Below are 15,953 nucleotides of genomic sequence, written 5' to 3' on the forward strand. Positions count from 1 at the left end.
CGGTGCACCTTTTCCTGATTCAGCTCTCCTTAACACAAAGAAGCATTGCAGAGGCTCGGGTGAGTCTGTCTGCGATGCTTCTTTCCTTTGATATATGCTCATGATACAGCTATTTAGATACTCGATTACTAGGTTGAGTCGGATTATGCAAGCTTGAATCGCTTAACCAGCTGATCAAGTGCATCGGACATTTCATTCAACTGCTTGGACGTGTCAGACATTTCCTGCAGAGAAGCAAGTTGTTCCTCCGTCATCGCAGATACTTCTTCTGTAGCTGATGCAGTATCTTCCACAACAGCCGATACTTCATTGATGGACCTCATCACAGCCTCACTACCGGAAGTTAACTCCTCGACAACAGCAGATACCTCCAGAACTTCACCACTGAGATTATGAATATGCTGAGTAATAGTTGAAAAAGCATTACCTGCATCCTCAATGGTCCGCAACCCTTCATTCACATGTAGAGTGCTCTCATCAACCACCTGCACCGTACTTTGAACACCTGCTACCACGGTTTCCAATATACTTGTAATCTCTTTGGCTGATGTTGCACTTTGGTCTGCAAGATTACGAATTTCCGCAGCAACGACAGCGAAGCCGCGTCCATTTTCGCCAGCGCGGGCAGCTTCGATTCCAGCGTTAAGTGCAAGCAGATTGGTTTGTCTCGCAATACCCGACATTGAATCTGCAATGTTGATCACTTGATCAGACATCTTCGAAATTTCATTAATGGCTTCCTGTACAGAGAGGAAGGATTGCTCAATGGAACTCATTTTACCTACAGCATTATCAATGCGCTGTTGCCCATCCACAGCAATGGATTCGGTACGAACTGCACGGCCTGCCACGTCACTTGCCGAGGAGGCGACACGATTAAGCCCGTTGAGGGATTGCTGCATCGCAGCTACCATGGTTTGCGTAAGAGCAACCTGTTCATCAGCGCCTTCAGCCACGCGTTCCATGGCAGTGGCAACTTCTTTTCCTGCAAGATGGCTATCGGCAACCCCTTTATCCAATCGATCCGAAGCTGTGCTCAGAATCATGGCATTGCTTTGAACGTCCAGCATCATTTGCTGCAAACCAGTGAGCATTGTATTGGCTGCCTCCGCGAGTTCACGAGTTTCGTCTTTCATTGGCGTAGCGATTCTCAGTGTCAGGTCACCATTGGAAGAACCGATGTCATTCAATGCCTGCTTTACGGTACGAATGTTTCTAACAATGGCACGTGACAGGACCAAAGCAGTAATGAACGAGATAATGGCCACAACGATAAGTGCCCCATACAGTTCCAAGTTCAGCAGTGTGTTTTTTTGCTTCAGTGCTTCTGTACGGTTATCGGTTAACGTATGCTCGTTGGTTCGAAACGTATCGAGAGCAGTCCGAATCTGGTCCATGTCTCTTTTACCTGGATCATCTGCGAAAAAATCTCGAATGGACTGTGTATTATTGGCTTGGCGAAGGGCAACCATAGGTTCACCAGCGACCTGGACCCAGTTCTCCATATTAGTATGTATGTCTTCCAAAAGTGCAAGCTGAGCCGGATTATCCGAAATTAAAGCAGCAAGTTCATCTCTGAGTGTAATAAGTTGCGCTTTTCCTTGGGTGTAGGGATCGAGATAATTGTCCTGACCCGTGATGATGTAACCGCGTTGACCTGTTTCCATATCTACCATGTTTCTTTCGAGTTCATAGGTGAGGGCATGTACCCTCATATCGTGATCGACCAGAAAATCCAGTTCCCGTTGGAGCTGACTTGTACTGTTCTGAATCAGCAGGATGCAACCAGCCAGTACAGCCAGTACAAGTAAATATCCTAATCCAATCTTATAAAAAATCTTAAAGGTCTTTCGCTTTTTCATGTTTGTTATTCCTCTCTATGGGGTATATGTAGTTGTCGAAAAAACTGGAAATGTGATAATTATAGGTCTTTAGATTAGGTGTCTAAAGAACTATTTTTTAGTATTATACGTAAAGAAACTTCTTTTGTATATAGTTTGTTTAACTATAATATAACGTTTGGTTAATGTTGTATAAGGTTGGGGTTGATGATGTTTTACAATCGTTGGTTTACACGTTCAAACGTTATGTTTATCATGGGAAGGGAACGATTCCAATTACATATACAATATCCCAATCCGAAAGGAACATTGGACATGAATAAAGAGAAGGTATTGCTCAAACCGGAAGCGATGATTTTTGACATGGATGGTACGCTGTTCCAGACAGAGACCCTGTTGTTGCCAGCTTACCAGCAACTATTTGATACATTGCGTGCCGAAGGGCATTTTGAAGGAGAAACTCCACCCGAGGAACGGATGCTGGGAAGTTTGGGCATGTTGCTCGAAGATATATGGAAAGTGGTTATGCCTGAGGCGTCGGAAGCGGCACATCGCCGTGCAGACGAACTGTTGCTTCAACTGGAGATTGAGGGGCTTGATCAAGGAAGTTCTCAATTGTATCCGGGTGTGAAGGAAACGCTGCAAGCATTAAAACAACAAGGAGTGCGTCTTTTTGTCGCAAGTAATGGGCTGGAGGACTATGTGAAGGGTGTGGCGTTTGCACACGAGATTATGCCTTTCTTTGAAGGGGTATACAGTGCAGGCCAATACAAGACTCCCTCCAAGATTAATCTGGTGCAGATCCTGCTTGAGAAACATCGTATTCAGGACGCATGGATGGTAGGGGATCGCTCTTCTGATGTGGAAGCGGGTAAAATGAACGGTCAGGCGGTCATCGGCTGTGCCTATGCCGGGTTCGGACGTGATGAGGAGCTTGCAGGCTCAGATGTGCTCATCTCTGATTTTACAGAACTGCTGCGTCTGTATGATGAAGCAGAGTAGCCTCTACGCTGTATAAGTATACTGAGAGATTTAAGATTACGAACCACATGATATAAACCTGTAGACTCAACGGAAATTCGTTGAATACAGGTTTTTTTGTATGATCATGCAGTCACATTCTCCCCTGTAGAAAGTTGATTTCCCTATCCCGCTTTCCTTCATATTCCCTCTATACTTCATTCAAAAGCTATAGGGGGTTCGATTCTGGTGAAACCATCCAAAATACATGCCTATATGTTCATCTTTCCAAGTCTTTTTTTAACTGTTGTATTCGGGATCTATCCGCTGTTATGGGCGCTGCGTTACATGTTCTATGATTATCAAGGCATCGGGACACCTGTCTTCATCGGGCTTGATAATTTTGGACGAATTCTGCGTGACGGCCAATTCTGGGATTCTGTAGGCAACACGGGTGTGTATGCCCTGGGCAAACTCGTCGTTACAATTCCACTATCGTTAACTCTGGCGATTATTCTGAATCGTAAATGGAGAGGGCGATCCCTCTTTAGGGCGATCTATTATCTTCCCACTATTTTTAGCGCTTCGGTCATGGCGATTGTATTTTTTATTATTTTCAACTCCTATAACGGAATATTGAACCAATTGCTGCTTAAGTATCATGTGATCTCCGAATCCATTAGCTGGCTGGGGGCTGAACATGCCATGTTAACAACCATCATCATCGCCATCTGGGGGGCTGTGGGCAACTATATGTTGTTGTTCATTGCGGGTCTTCAGAGCATTCCTGAAGAGTTATATGAGGCGGCATCGCTGGATGGAGCGAGTGAGTTTCAGAAACTGCGGAATGTAACGATTCCGTTGCTGGGTCCTGTCTTGCAGATGATCATCATGCTGGCAATTACCACGGCGCTGAAAGGTTACGAGAGTATTATGGTGCTGACGGAAGGGGGACCGTATGGCAAAACAGAGGTGATGTATCTGTATTTGTTCAAACTGTTGTTTCCCGTGTCGGCTGACACACAATCACTCCAGCAGCTCGGTTATGGCAGTGCAGTCGGTTTCACAACGGCTCTCATCGTAGGGGCTGTGACGCTCATTTATTTCCGGATATCCAAAAAGCTCAATGATGTCTATTAATCCCATTCAGGAGGAAACGATGATGACTCAAAACGTACTTGCTCCCTCAGGGTCTCCCCAACTCATTCGCTGGACCAAGCGAACGGTACTTTGGCTGTTTTTGATCGCAATCGCTCTGCTGTCGCTGTTCCCCATCATACTTGTATTGCTCGGTTCCTTCAAAACAAACCAGGAATTGACCGGAGGAGCCACCATCTGGCCGAAGATTTGGCAGTTCTCCAACTATGCTCAGGCTTGGAAAACCGCCAATTTTTCGGGTTTTACGATGAACAGCGTGTTTGTTAGCATCAGTACAACAATTGGCACGTTGCTGGTAGCTTCGATGTCAGCCTACGCTGTGGATCGAGTGAATTTCAAAGGGAAAAAGGGGTACACCCTGCTCATGGCATCCACTCTATTTATTTCCATAGGCGCAGTTGTGCTGCGTCCGCAATTTGACCTCATGGTCAAGCTGGGGCTGAATACCACGTTGTGGGGCGTTATTATTATACTGATCAGCGCACACGCTGCCACATACTTTATTCTGATTGGATTCTTCAAGAGCATCCCGCGCGAACTGGATGAAGCGGCGATGATTGATGGCTGTAATTTTTTCACCACATACTGGCGAATTATTCTTCCGCTCCTGCGGCCCGGACTCGCCGTTGCAGGTCTGGGTGTATTCCAGAGTTCTTGGAATGAATATATTCTTCCATTTGTGTTCACCATGAGCAATCCGGACTTGCAGACTTTGCCGGTTGGGCTGGCTAATCTGCGATATGGCATCGGAGCTGCGGCTGAGGTCCAACTGATGATGGCCGGAGCCTGTCTGTCCATTTTGCCGCTGCTCATTGTTTATATTTTTGCCAACAAATCATTCATGCAGGTGACCTTGGGAGCTGTGAAAGGATAGGCGTGAGCACAATCATGGAAACGGTTTTACGGGTAATTCCACTGTGCTATACTCATTTTAATTCACAGCGGACGGGCCAAGCCGTGTTCAAGGAGCGAGCGCCGATGATATTCGACTTTTATAAAATGTCCCTGAAAAAAAGAATACAGCTGTTGTACATTTTTCTTGTAGTCTTGTGCATCAGTGTGACCGGGATATGCTCTTATCTCTTTGCTGCACGAAACATTGAGCAGAATGCACTTGAACTGAAACAAAGCATTCTGAACAAATCAGTGCAGGTTATGGATGAACATCTAAGGCACATTGTTGTATCCTCTTTTTCTTTTATGCTTAATGAAACGTTCACCCAGGTCATGAAGGACGTGGGAAAAAATAACACATCTCATTATTATCAGAATCTCTCGCTGCTGCAAACGTCGTTTGCGCAATTGAAGCTCGTAGAGCCACTGATTGATACCGCTTATCTGACAACACCCATCGGTGATTTTTTCTCGACCAAAGATTTTCCGAATCGCAATAACTCGTTCGACAGGGAATACGGACGCTACGTGAAGCTGCAAGGCTGGAATACGATGTGGTTTGGTTCACATCAGAGTCAGTTATTCCAATCCCAAGGAAATGTGTTATCTCTGTTGCTCAAACCCATTGTGATCGATAATCATACCTATTCCAATGTCTATATGGTCGTCAATATGAAGGAAGAGGCGATGCGAGACATTCTGACGCAGGATCTCATGAATAACCAGATTCAACTGTTTTTGCTGCACAAAAACGGAAATGAAGTCATTCGGCCCAGGTCCCGAAATTACGATTTCATTATGGAGCCTGACTTTACCCAACAGTTTAGCCGTGACGATGCTGGAAATTTCATCTACAGGAACGATCAGGGGGAGGACATGCTTGTTAACTATTCGGCATTATCGATGAACGAGGATTGGGTCATGGTAAGTGTACACTCCAAGGCTGACTTGTTGTCCCCCCTACAAAAGATACGCTGGCTGATCATCCTGATTATGTTGTTTTGCATTTTACTCGCACTCGGGTTGTCCAGGCTGCTGGCCTCCGCTCTGCTGAAGCCACTGAACAAATTGCGACGCCTAATGGTTGAGGTGGAGTCCAATGATCTGGATGTACGGTTTCGCAGCAAGTATGACGATGAAGTCAGCGCCGTAGGGCATCGTTTCAATCGGATGTTGGAGCAGATTCAGATTCTGTTTGAAGAAGTACGGACAACGGAGCAAGACAAACGGCGGTTTGAAGTCAAGGCGCTTCAGGCGCAGGTTGATCCTCATTTCCTCTACAATACGCTTAATACGATGTTCTGGAAAAGTGAGAGCGGAGAGAAGAAGGATGTAAGTGAGATGATCGTTTCCTTATCCTTGTTATTCCGTCTAGGTCTGAATGATGGCAAAGACATCACCAGTGTGGAGCAGGAGATCAAACATGTCGAACAATACATGCAGCTTCAGCAAAAATGTTATGAGGATCTGTTCATTTATCGGATTGAGGTGGGGGACCCGTCTTGTTACGCTGTCGATATTTTAAAAATATTGCTCCAGCCCTTGGTCGAGAATTCCATCCTGCATGGATTCAATGACAAAGAAGATTTGGGCGTTATCCTGATCCGCATTGATCGTCAGGGTGACACACTACGGCTGGAGGTGGCTGACAATGGATGTGGTATGGATGTAGCCAGTATCTATGCTGAGGATGCTCCTGACGGGGGACGCAAAGGTTATGCCCTATCCAATCTCCATGGCAGATTAAGCCTGCACTATGGGGATGTGGCCTCGATTGTATTTCATAGCAGTACAGATGTAGGGACAACAGTTGTTATCACGATTCCGATCACCTGAGGAGGGGCAGTATGGGCCAATTGACGATGTGTGTTATGGATGATATCCAGGCAGTTGTAAAGGGCATATCTTCAACTATTCCGTGGGAAGATCATCAGGTTCGGATTGCAGGCACGGCGAATAATGGAGAGCGCGGTTGGTCCTTGTTGCTGGAGCAGCAACCCGACATCGTGATTAGTGATATCCGGATGCCCAAGTTGAGCGGGCTGGAGCTAATGAAGCGGGCATTGGATGCCGGACTGCGAGCCAAATTTATTTTCATCAGTGGTTATTCGGATTTCCAATATGCACAGGAGGCCATCAAGCTGGGTGCATCCGACTATTTGCTCAAACCGTTTACCCCTGAAGAAATACTCGGTGCGGTGTTGAAGGTAAGACAGGTGATTAAGGAAGAACAGGCACAGTGCAAACAGTTGGAACAGTTGGAGCAGAAGGTGGAGAGCAGCAGCCAGTACGAGCGTCACAGCTATCTACTGGGTTTGTTGCGTCATGAAATCGGGGGATTCCTGAATGAAAGTCGCTGGAACGAGCTGCATATTGATCTCGATTCATCCAATCTTCTCGTCATGGTCATCGAGGTGGATGGATATACGCGATATGGTTACACGATGCATCTGGATGCCGAAATCGTTCCTTTTGCGGTCCAAAATATTATGGGAGAAACCATAAACCGCTATACCAAGGGCGTTGTTTTACGGGAAAACCGATACCGGCTCGCAGCCATATTTAACACACCAAGCCACATAGATGTCTCCGAGCTACTGGAGCAATGCCGCCAAAATGTGGAGCGATTCAGCAAAAAAACAGTCTCGATTGGTGTTGGTACAACTGCCCGTAGACCACAGGAAGTCTGGACGTCCTACGCACATGCAGATCAGGCGATATCCTATCGTTTTTACAGTGAAGGAAATTGCATCCTCAAGTACGCTGAACTGGAGAATCAGGCCTGTGTGGCTCCGGTGTATCCTTTGGAGAAGGAGAAAGAGCTTTTTTACGCACTCAAATGTGGTAATGAGAGCACCTGTCACCGCATCATTGATGAAATTCTCGAAGAATGGCAGGTCTCCGAAGGTTTTCCCGAGCCGCTCACGATGATTCGTTTGCTGTCCGGACTGGCTTTTGCCATCTACCGTGCCTTTTGTGATGAGATTACAGCAGAGGAACGCTTGCGTCTGGAGGCCGACCTGACAGTGCTTGAAGCGATGCGCTCCTTGACGTTTGAGGGCTGGAGGGGATACATCAAGCATTTTAGCAGTATGGGTTGTGAGATTATGGACAAAAAACGACTCACCGATGTCAAACAGGCGATTAGCAAAGCACAGGAATATATCAGTCTGAATCTTGCAGAAAATCTGACGCTGCATGCCTGTGCCCAATCCGTACATTTAAGTCCAAGTTACTTTGCCAATGCCTTCAAAAAGGAAACCGGCATAACGCCGATTCAATATATTACCAAGATGAGGATGGAAAAAGCAAAAGAGTTGCTGGTTGCAGGTGTACAGGTGCAAGAGATCTGCCAGAGGCTGGGTTATGAGGACAGGCCTTATTTCAGCGGTTTGTTTAAGAAATATTGCGGCATGACGCCAACCTGCTTCCGGCAAATGTATGAGAACTGAAAACAGATACGGATCGTCATTTTTCCCACCATGCAAAGTCAGAATGTCCCTCACCTCCATGAAAGCGTAGCGATTATCATTACGTTAACGGATAACCAAACGGGTTGTCCAGACAAGCATAAGGGGGCATATCAATGGTTAAAAAGTGGATGGTGACTACGCTAAGTGCATTACTGGCGCTAAGTTTGGCAGGTTGTTCTGCTGACAGTGGTACTTCGGCAAATAGCGAATCGGGGACGAGCGGGGAGAATGCCGGAGGGAAAACCAAAATCATATATTGGACACCGGACCGCCATGATGCTGATTTTATGAAATCCAAGATCGATGAGTTCAACCAGACGAACAAGGACAACATTGAAGTGGAGATGACCGTGATGGGGGACAACTATCCACAGGCGGTCGATATTGCTTTTGCCAGCAAGCAGGCACCCGATGTGCTGCAAGTTAATGATTTTCAGACATATTATCAGAAGGGGTATCTCGCCCCGATCGATGGATATATGAGTGATGAGATGAAGGCCGTATTTAAAGACAGCTTGATTGAAAATAAAAACACGATTGATGGAAAAATATATTCCCTCCCCAATACAGGGCAGGTCTGGCGACTTGTGTATAACAAGGATATTTTCAAAATGGCAGGGATCGAGAGTCCGCCAAAAACGTTGACTGAGATGGTTGCGGATGCCAAAAAAATTACCGAAGTTGGTAAAAGTGAAGGCATCTATGGCTTTGCCAGCCCATTCAAGAGCAGCAGCGGCTTCTGGAGAGCAGCCAATACAATTGCAGGTGCGAGCAATAATGTTGGTATTGATGGTTACAACTACAAGACTGGCCAATTTGATTTTGGGATGTACAAGGATATCGCAATGGCGCTTCGTCAGATGAATCAGGATGGCAGCATGCTGCCAGGGGTTGAAAGTCTGGACATCGATCCGCTCAGAGCCCAGTTTGCTCAAGGCAAAATCGGAATGTACATTAACCACTCCGGTGAACCAGGAGTATATAAAGATCAGTTTCCTACAAAAGAAAATTGGGCAGCGGCTCCTGTGCCAACAAATGATGGAACGATCAAGGGCGCTTCACAAGTCATTGGGGGCTCCTACATCGGCATCAATGCAGATTCTGCCAACAAGGAAGCGGCATGGAAGTTTATGGAGTATGTGTACAGCACAGATCTTCAGAGTGAGTATTACGAAAAAGGATACGGAATCTCACTGATTCCTGCTGTATTAAGCTCTGACAAAAAACCAAGCATTCCGGGCATTGAAGGTTTCCTGCCCAAACGTTATGATGCCATTTTCCCGGCAAATCCAAGTGTGGTAACCGAGAGTTCACTGGAAGGCACCAAATGGAGTGAGGCTTTTTCAATCTTTGTATTCACGGGTGGCGATCTCAATGCTGTGATCAAAGATCTGGATACAAGGTACAATGCGGCTCTGGAGAAAACCAAAGCGGCAGGGCTGACCAACATAACTGCTGATCCTTCGTTTGATTCTTCCAAACTTCAGGGTAAATTGTCCACAGAAGACTAATAAACGTTCATAACGGCCGTGGTTTAACTACTTCGGTCGCTTATTCACAAGGAAAGGGGAAAGCAAAATGATTATTAATCATGCGTCTATCGATGCACATATCGTGAACGAAACGAGTTCCCGCAAGATCTTGGGTATGGGCGGTACATTAATGATGGTGGAGGTTACCTTTGCTAAAGGTGGTATTGGAGAAGTTCACTCCCATGATGCGCACGAGCAGGTCAGTTATATCGTCAAAGGCAGCTTTGAGGTTCAGGTCGGTGAAGAAACTCGCATCTTAAAAGCAGGAGACAGCTTTTATGCCGGTTTTAACGTCCCGCATGGAGTCAAGGCACTGGAGGACTCCGTCATTCTGGATGTATTTACCCCGTTCCGTCAGGATTTCCTTGAGGCATCCCAATGAGCGATTTTTACCTTTCGGCAACGGATCTGCAACGGGCTGCCCAATATTATGAAAAACATTTTCCGGAAGAAGCCCGAAATTCGCTCACGATTGCCAATCGTGCCATCCTGAATGAATTTATCGTTCCTTATACCAACGATCTGAATCGCTGGATTCCGATGGGGACACCTGTGGACTGGCTTCACAACCCGACCAATGATCTGGAGTTCACATGGGGCATCAATCGACACTGGCATATGCTCGATCTGGGCAAGGCGTATCTGATGAAGGGCAATCCGCTATATGTAACAGCATTTATTGACCACTTCCGTAGCTGGAGACAGCAAAACCCGGTACCTGTAAATCTGGTTTACGACGAGGCTGTGTTCTTTCAAAAACCCGGTCCGTGGCGCCTGCTGGAGACGGGACTACGTGTACAGTCCTGGATATCGGCATATAAATATATGGAAGCGAGTTCACTGATAGACGAAGGCTTTCAGGCGGAGTTTCGACAAGGTCTGGACGAGCACGCCGAGTTTTTGACCCGTTACCTCGGCAGCACGGAAATCAATCATGCCATTATGCATATGCAAGGGTTATTCATGATTGCTACGTTCTACCACCAGCACCCGCGAAGTCCATACTGGCGTCAAGTGGCGATGGAACGTCTTGAGCTGTGTTTGCTGCATCAGTTGGGTGAAGAAGGAATACAGGTTGAACTGACAACACATTACCACAATGCCAGCATCGAGATGTTTGGCACGCCTTATCGGTTGGGCGAGATTTCAGGGCATCCTTTCTCGGCATGGTATGCCCGCTGTCTGCGCCAAATGACTGCATTCACCGAGGCGCTGATCCGACCAGATCATCAGTCTACCGGTATTGGTGATTCGGATTGGGTTGGCGATGGACGACAACGACTGACCTTGCTTGGCGCGATCCTGGACGATGATGATTTGATGGCTCGCGGAACGGATAGCTCTGAGTGTCTTTGGTTGCTGGGTGTGGAGAAATATGAGCGATGCCTCCGACTACAGGCTTCTTCTTCTCCGGCGTTGTCGACCCGAGCTTTCCCGCAGACAGGATATTATGTCATGAGGGACAAGTATCAATATCTTTTTTTTGATGCGGCTGCCATGGGCGGAGCACACGGACATGCGGATGCGCTGAATGTGGAGTGGATGTGGAAGAACCAGCTTTTCTTCACGGACACCGGACGTTATACGTATGAAGAAGGGAAATGGCGTCGGTACTTCAAAAGTACGCGGGCGCACAATACCGTCACGGTGGATGGTCTGGATCAGACACCCTATCTCTCCACACAGCAATGGGGTGAACCGGAGGCTCAGGCCACAACGTTACGTTGGGAGAGCAATGACAGCTATCACTTCATTGATGCTTCGCAGGATGGATATACGCATTTGTCAGATCCAGTTACACATCGTCGGTGGATGCTGGCAGGGGTGGAAACCCCTATACTACTCATTGTGGATTGGCTGGAGGCTGAAGCAGAGCATACTTTGGAGCAACGTTTTCACCTGCATCCGCAAACGGATATTGCGTTGAGGATCAATGAAGCTGGAGAAATGACGGCGGATATGAGCTATGAGGCATCCTCTATAACGCTGACGATGCAATGGGTTACGGCAGGCATGGGAAAGGGAGCCTTCGCGTTGACGGAGCAGCCCGGCTGGGTATCTGAGGTGTATGGTTCCAAGTCGGAAACATCGGTCATCCAGGGCAAGGCTGATTTCTCGGGTAAAGTGGGTATTCTGACGTTGTGCCTGCCCGCGGATCATACAGACCGGGTTACACGTGTTACCACATGCCAACTGGAACCTGACCTGATGAGATTGTCATTATCTTATGTGCAAGGTGAGGAAAAAGGGTATATTGTGATTGACAACGACACGCTGCAATGGACGAAAGAACAGAAATAAAAACAGTGAAGCAGGAGCAGATGCTCGCACTTGGCGAACATAGACTCCTGCTTTTTCTTCACTCACTTGGCTTTCCTTTTTCTTTTTACTCTGGGTGATTTTTGCGTAATGGGCCTGGGAATGGCTGGCTTTCTGGCCGTTCCGGGAGGTCTGTTGCGATATACCCATAAGGCATACTCCAGCGGCTGAGTGATGGCTTTATAATAGATATCCCGCTCCCCGATGCGAGCGAATACTTCACGTGCAGGTTTGGGGTTAACTTCAAGCAGGTAGATACGCCCGCTTCTGTCAATCGCCAAATCCAGTGCCAACTCACATAGGTCCCCATACGTATCTTCCAGAAACGAAGCAACATCAATACCGAATTTCTCTGCAGTTGTGTTAATTTCTGCCCGGAGTTCGTCATCTTCGATCCATTGCTTCATGAGTCGGTCCATCGCTATTGCCTGACCGCCGCCATGCAGATTGGAGGTCACGCTTTTTTCTGCACCCATGCGTCCAGCACATCCAGTAAGCTTCCATTGTCCTTCACCGTTCTTCTGAACGAGCATGCGATAATCATGCACACGTCCATTCGGAAGCTGAAGTTGAATGCCCTTTTGTACAAGATACTTGTCTTTCATGTTCCAGTGCTGGAGCAACGCGCCAAGTCGTGATAAATGAACTTTACGTGGAGTGATGATACGACGCTTCTGATCCCGCCCTTGAACAAGCACTGTATTAGCCTCGCTACTGCTGCGTTCAATGCGCAGAATACCACGTCCACCTGTTCCATTAATGGGTTTGAGATAGACCAGAGAAGAAACTTTGAGCATCCGGTTTACATCGGACATATCCTGAAATAGAGCGGTTTCCGGCAGGTGTTCACGAAAGTTGGCTTTTTGCAAAAGGGTCTGGTGAATGGTCCATTTATTGCGCAGTGGCCTGTTCAGAAAGAGCAGATGCCCATATTTCTCACGAAAAGCAAGCAATTGCTGGAACCTTCGGTTACGCTGAATCCGGCAACGATCAAAGATCAGGTCCGGGAATGATCGCCACTCCCTGGACCAGCCTTTTCCTTCATGAAAAACCATGGCTTCAATTTGTTTGCCGCCGGGGTGTACGTCGGCTGGTGTGAATACATAGATATCGAGTCCCCGCTTGCGCCCTTCAAGAATCATTCTGCGATAAACGCTTCGTTCTTCAAGAGCGCGATGTTCATTTAAGTACAACGTCATAATGCCCAGAACAGGTGAGGACACAAACAATCACCTTCTTTTTGCAGTATTCCTGTCTATCATCGTTTGGACTGACGGGCAAGATAAGCGCTGTAGTGAAATATACGTTCCAATGATCGCCGTCTGATCTGTGGTTCATCAAACTTCATGGGCTTTGCATTGGCTTCGAAGAACCAGAGTTCCCCCAGGTCATCAATGCCCAGATCCATGGACATTTCTCCGAGCGTGTAACCTGATCCCCGTTCTACCTGTCTTGCAATCATTAATGAAGTGGATTTCACACGTTTCATCAGGGTTGTTGACATTTCTTCGCCAAAAAGCTCGGTCAGCAGCTTCTCAGGGTCTTCTACGCTCCCGCCGCGCGGCACATGCGTTGTAATGCTGCGGGAGCCAGCAAGTCTCGCTCCTACACCGGTTACGCTCCATTGGCCCTTGGTGTTCTTTTGTACAAGAACACGCAAATCGAAGGGGCGTTTACGAGAGGATGCCAGTTCAATGCCTTGTTGCATGATATAGGGCGTATGTCCGGTTTCTTTGCGAATTCGTGCCCATAACTTGGCAAGTGTAGATGCTTTATAGGTCGTGCTCCTACGTGTGGTTTGTATTTTGAGTCGATAGGGAAGCCGTTCTTTTTCCTGGAATTTAAGCATCATGATTCCTTTACCAGCTTTGCCGCTCTCGGGCTTAAGGTACAGATAGGGATACGCCCGTAGAACGGCACCCAGAGAAGAAGCACTCCGCATCCGCCGAGTATAAGGGATCAGTTGCTGAGTCGATTTGGATTTCTTAAGCCATTCGAACAGATCCCATTTGTTGAAAAAGAATGGGTTATACAGTTCGATTCCTGATTGCATGCATTCATCAATTTTACGCTGAACGGAAGGTTTTCCTTCGTCCTCCCGGTTGGGAATACGATTGTACAGAACATGGGGAAGGGGGAAAGGTTGTGAAACCCACTTTCCACTCCCCTTGTTGTACGTGTATCCTTTTACGGTGGGACCACTCACGTTCAGATCCCGAACAGTTACAATGTAAACCACGTATCCCATGCTCTCGCCTGTTTGTAAGATATCCTGAAAATTTTGATGATTTCCCCTGAACATGCGCTGTTTATCATGCATGGTCAAAACAGCAATGACAGGTTTGAAATCATCATGAAGGCTCATCAAATTTCTTCCTTCTTCCGGAACTTGCTCAAATACAGGCAGTGTTCCAAGATGTGCTCCACCGACGATTTGCCCTCCACCCGGAGTGAAGGGTGACGGAAAATGGAGCGCCCGGGTTTGGCGTTCGCTTCGAACATCCATACATGTTCCTCCTGATCAATGCCCAGATCAAAGCCAATCTCACCAATCAGATGCTGGTGCTGGGTTTCAATCGCCTGGGCCAGTGTAATAGCGACGGATTTGGCATGCTGAAGAACTTCTCCCGCACGATCGCCGAAGTTGCGACTGAGCGCCTGCTCAGGAGTCATTAGGGAGCCGCCATTTTTGATGTGTGTTGTGACGCTGCCACGTCCTGCCTTTTTGGCTCCAATCCCGACAACAACCCATTGATTGTTACCATTTTTGTGCATGTGAAAACGAAAATCAATTGGACACTCATCAATCTCAATTAGACGTATTCCCTGCTGAACTACATATCCGCGTAGCTGTTTGCCATGTCTTCCCTGAAGCATGCGCATCAGACTGTTGAAGGACCCAAAACGCAGGAGTGCATTACCACCTTTTTTGCGATAACGTGCGAAATATCCACGTTTGGGCGAATAAGTCAGGCGGTAGATCCCGTTCCCCAGACTTCCTGCAGTAGGCTTATAGTAGACGAACTGATGGCGTTCCAACATTTCCTTCATCTGTTCAACGGAAGGGTTGGTAATCGATTCAGGGATATACCGTCCTGCCGCCGGCTCGTTCTCCAGCAACGTATAGATATCCGATTTATTGAAGAAGCTCCAGTTGAAGAACGGAATTTTTCGGCGAACAAATCGTTCCCGCAGCTGGTTGATTGCTGGTGAGAAGTCTGAGCGTCTGCTCGGCAATCGGTTGTAGACAACATCGGGCAGAGGTACCGTTCTGCGGGTGAAGCTTCCGTTATCATTCAGGAAAAAACCCGATACCGTCTCGTTCTGCCAATTGATATCCCGAGGAGTAAATGCGTAAATGTAGGATTTACGGCTACCTTCACGGAGTAACTGTTTGATGAAACCAGTACGAGAACCGAATGGATTCGTGCTCGTCGCAGGCCCATCAGAGAGTACGCCGATCAGTGGACCTAACTGGACCTCATCATTTTGCAAATTACGGAGATAAATACTGCCCCGTTTGGGAACGTTCATCATATTACGGATACCTGAAGCGAGATACAGATGTTTACCTGCTTTTTTGATTGGTTTGATCGTTGCAGGTACCCGGTCACGCCCGAAGCGAAGGTGCACCGTTTTTTTGCCGGACAGGTTGAGGCTCTTCATTAAAGCGTTGGATACATAAACCACTTTATCCGGTTGCTTGGTGAAATGCAGATTGCAAAAGGTCAAACTCATGATTTATCCTCCTATCCTGAAAAGATCCTTGGGCTCCA

12 protein-coding genes are annotated in these 15,953 nt (G+C 47.2%); 8 read left to right on the forward strand and 4 right to left on the reverse strand.

Going from position 1 to position 15,953, the window contains the following annotated elements:
- Window positions 1–143 precede the first annotated feature (143 nt).
- On the reverse strand, window positions 144–1,862 hold the full coding sequence (locus tag ACETMN_RS09655; RefSeq protein WP_411736056.1) for a methyl-accepting chemotaxis protein: 1,719 nt from the start codon (window positions 1,860–1,862) through the stop codon (window positions 144–146).
- A 294-nt stretch (window positions 1,863–2,156) separates the two neighbouring features.
- Here ACETMN_RS09655 and ACETMN_RS09660 point away from each other — a divergent pair, with 294 nt between their 5' ends.
- The 8 genes from ACETMN_RS09660 to ACETMN_RS09695 all read left to right on the forward strand — a co-directional run bounded on the left by ACETMN_RS09660 (window position 2,157) and on the right by ACETMN_RS09695 (window position 12,159).
- The gene (locus ACETMN_RS09660; protein WP_047844222.1) at window positions 2,157–2,843 is read left to right on the forward strand and encodes an HAD family hydrolase; all 687 of its coding nucleotides are present in this window, start codon (window positions 2,157–2,159) and stop codon (window positions 2,841–2,843) included.
- 207 nt (window positions 2,844–3,050) lie between these two features.
- A complete protein-coding gene (locus ACETMN_RS09665; RefSeq protein WP_091014599.1) occupies window positions 3,051–3,941 on the forward strand; it encodes a carbohydrate ABC transporter permease in 891 nt (296 codons plus the stop codon).
- Between the two features lie 22 nt (window positions 3,942–3,963).
- The gene (locus ACETMN_RS09670) at window positions 3,964–4,833 is read left to right on the forward strand and encodes a carbohydrate ABC transporter permease (protein WP_091014598.1); all 870 of its coding nucleotides are present in this window, start codon (window positions 3,964–3,966) and stop codon (window positions 4,831–4,833) included.
- Between the two features lie 14 nt (window positions 4,834–4,847).
- Window positions 4,848–6,689 (forward strand): sensor histidine kinase, encoded by a 1,842-nt coding sequence (locus ACETMN_RS09675; RefSeq protein ID WP_411736057.1) that lies wholly within the window; start codon window positions 4,848–4,850, stop codon window positions 6,687–6,689.
- Window positions 6,690–6,700: 11 nt separating this feature from the next.
- Window positions 6,701–8,305, forward strand: a complete 1,605-nt coding sequence (locus tag ACETMN_RS09680) for a helix-turn-helix domain-containing protein (RefSeq protein ID WP_091014596.1) — start codon at window positions 6,701–6,703, stop codon at window positions 8,303–8,305.
- Between the two features lie 134 nt (window positions 8,306–8,439).
- Complete coding sequence (locus ACETMN_RS09685) at window positions 8,440–9,837, forward strand: ABC transporter substrate-binding protein (protein WP_091014594.1); 1,398 nt, start codon at window positions 8,440–8,442, stop codon at window positions 9,835–9,837.
- A 67-nt stretch (window positions 9,838–9,904) separates the two neighbouring features.
- The gene (locus tag ACETMN_RS09690; RefSeq protein WP_036669940.1) at window positions 9,905–10,240 is read left to right on the forward strand and encodes a cupin domain-containing protein; all 336 of its coding nucleotides are present in this window, start codon (window positions 9,905–9,907) and stop codon (window positions 10,238–10,240) included.
- A complete protein-coding gene (locus tag ACETMN_RS09695) occupies window positions 10,237–12,159 on the forward strand; it encodes an alginate lyase family protein (protein WP_091014592.1) in 1,923 nt (640 codons plus the stop codon). Before ACETMN_RS09690 ends, ACETMN_RS09695 begins: the two co-directional genes overlap by 4 nt.
- Before the next feature lie 62 nt (window positions 12,160–12,221).
- On the opposite strand, the gene ACETMN_RS09700 is transcribed toward ACETMN_RS09695, so the two are convergent.
- The 3 genes from ACETMN_RS09700 to ACETMN_RS09710 are packed head-to-tail and all read right to left on the reverse strand — an operon-like array spanning window position 12,222 to window position 15,915.
- Entirely contained in the window at window positions 12,222–13,400 is a 1,179-nt protein-coding gene (locus ACETMN_RS09700; protein ID WP_091014591.1) for a YheC/YheD family protein, read from the reverse strand.
- 35 nt (window positions 13,401–13,435) lie between these two features.
- Window positions 13,436–14,542, reverse strand: coding sequence for a YheC/YheD family protein (locus ACETMN_RS09705; protein ID WP_091014589.1), 1,107 nt, complete (start codon window positions 14,540–14,542; stop codon window positions 13,436–13,438).
- Window positions 14,542–15,915: a YheC/YheD family protein gene (locus tag ACETMN_RS09710; RefSeq protein WP_036609869.1), complete on the reverse strand. Its 1,374-nt coding sequence runs from the start codon at window positions 15,913–15,915 to the stop codon at window positions 14,542–14,544. The genes ACETMN_RS09705 and ACETMN_RS09710 overlap by 1 nt, the downstream gene beginning before the upstream one ends.
- Window positions 15,916–15,953: the final 38 nt, after the last annotated feature.

Origin of the sequence: Paenibacillus sp. M2, assembly GCF_046713495.1 — a bacterium.
Taxonomy (GTDB): domain Bacteria; phylum Bacillota; class Bacilli; order Paenibacillales; family Paenibacillaceae; genus Paenibacillus; species Paenibacillus amylolyticus_B.

Bases quoted from the DNA above. Each gene is read 5' to 3' on its own strand.
- ACETMN_RS09670 (WP_091014598.1), top strand. From the start codon at position 3,964: ATGACTCAAAACGTACTTGCTCCCTCAGGGTCTCCCCAACTCATTCGC.
- ACETMN_RS09655 (WP_411736056.1), bottom strand. From the start codon at position 1,862: ATGAAAAAGCGAAAGACCTTTAAGATTTTTTATAAGATTGGATTAGGA.
- ACETMN_RS09690 (WP_036669940.1), top strand. From the start codon at position 9,905: ATGATTATTAATCATGCGTCTATCGATGCACATATCGTGAACGAAACG.
- ACETMN_RS09685 (WP_091014594.1), top strand. From the start codon at position 8,440: ATGGTTAAAAAGTGGATGGTGACTACGCTAAGTGCATTACTGGCGCTA.
- ACETMN_RS09660 (WP_047844222.1), top strand. From the start codon at position 2,157: ATGAATAAAGAGAAGGTATTGCTCAAACCGGAAGCGATGATTTTTGAC.
- ACETMN_RS09705 (WP_091014589.1), bottom strand. From the start codon at position 14,542: ATGAGCCTTCATGATGATTTCAAACCTGTCATTGCTGTTTTGACCATG.
- ACETMN_RS09710 (WP_036609869.1), bottom strand. From the start codon at position 15,915: ATGAGTTTGACCTTTTGCAATCTGCATTTCACCAAGCAACCGGATAAA.
- ACETMN_RS09680 (WP_091014596.1), top strand. From the start codon at position 6,701: ATGGGCCAATTGACGATGTGTGTTATGGATGATATCCAGGCAGTTGTA.
- ACETMN_RS09695 (WP_091014592.1), top strand. From the start codon at position 10,237: ATGAGCGATTTTTACCTTTCGGCAACGGATCTGCAACGGGCTGCCCAA.
- ACETMN_RS09675 (WP_411736057.1), top strand. From the start codon at position 4,848: ATGGAAACGGTTTTACGGGTAATTCCACTGTGCTATACTCATTTTAAT.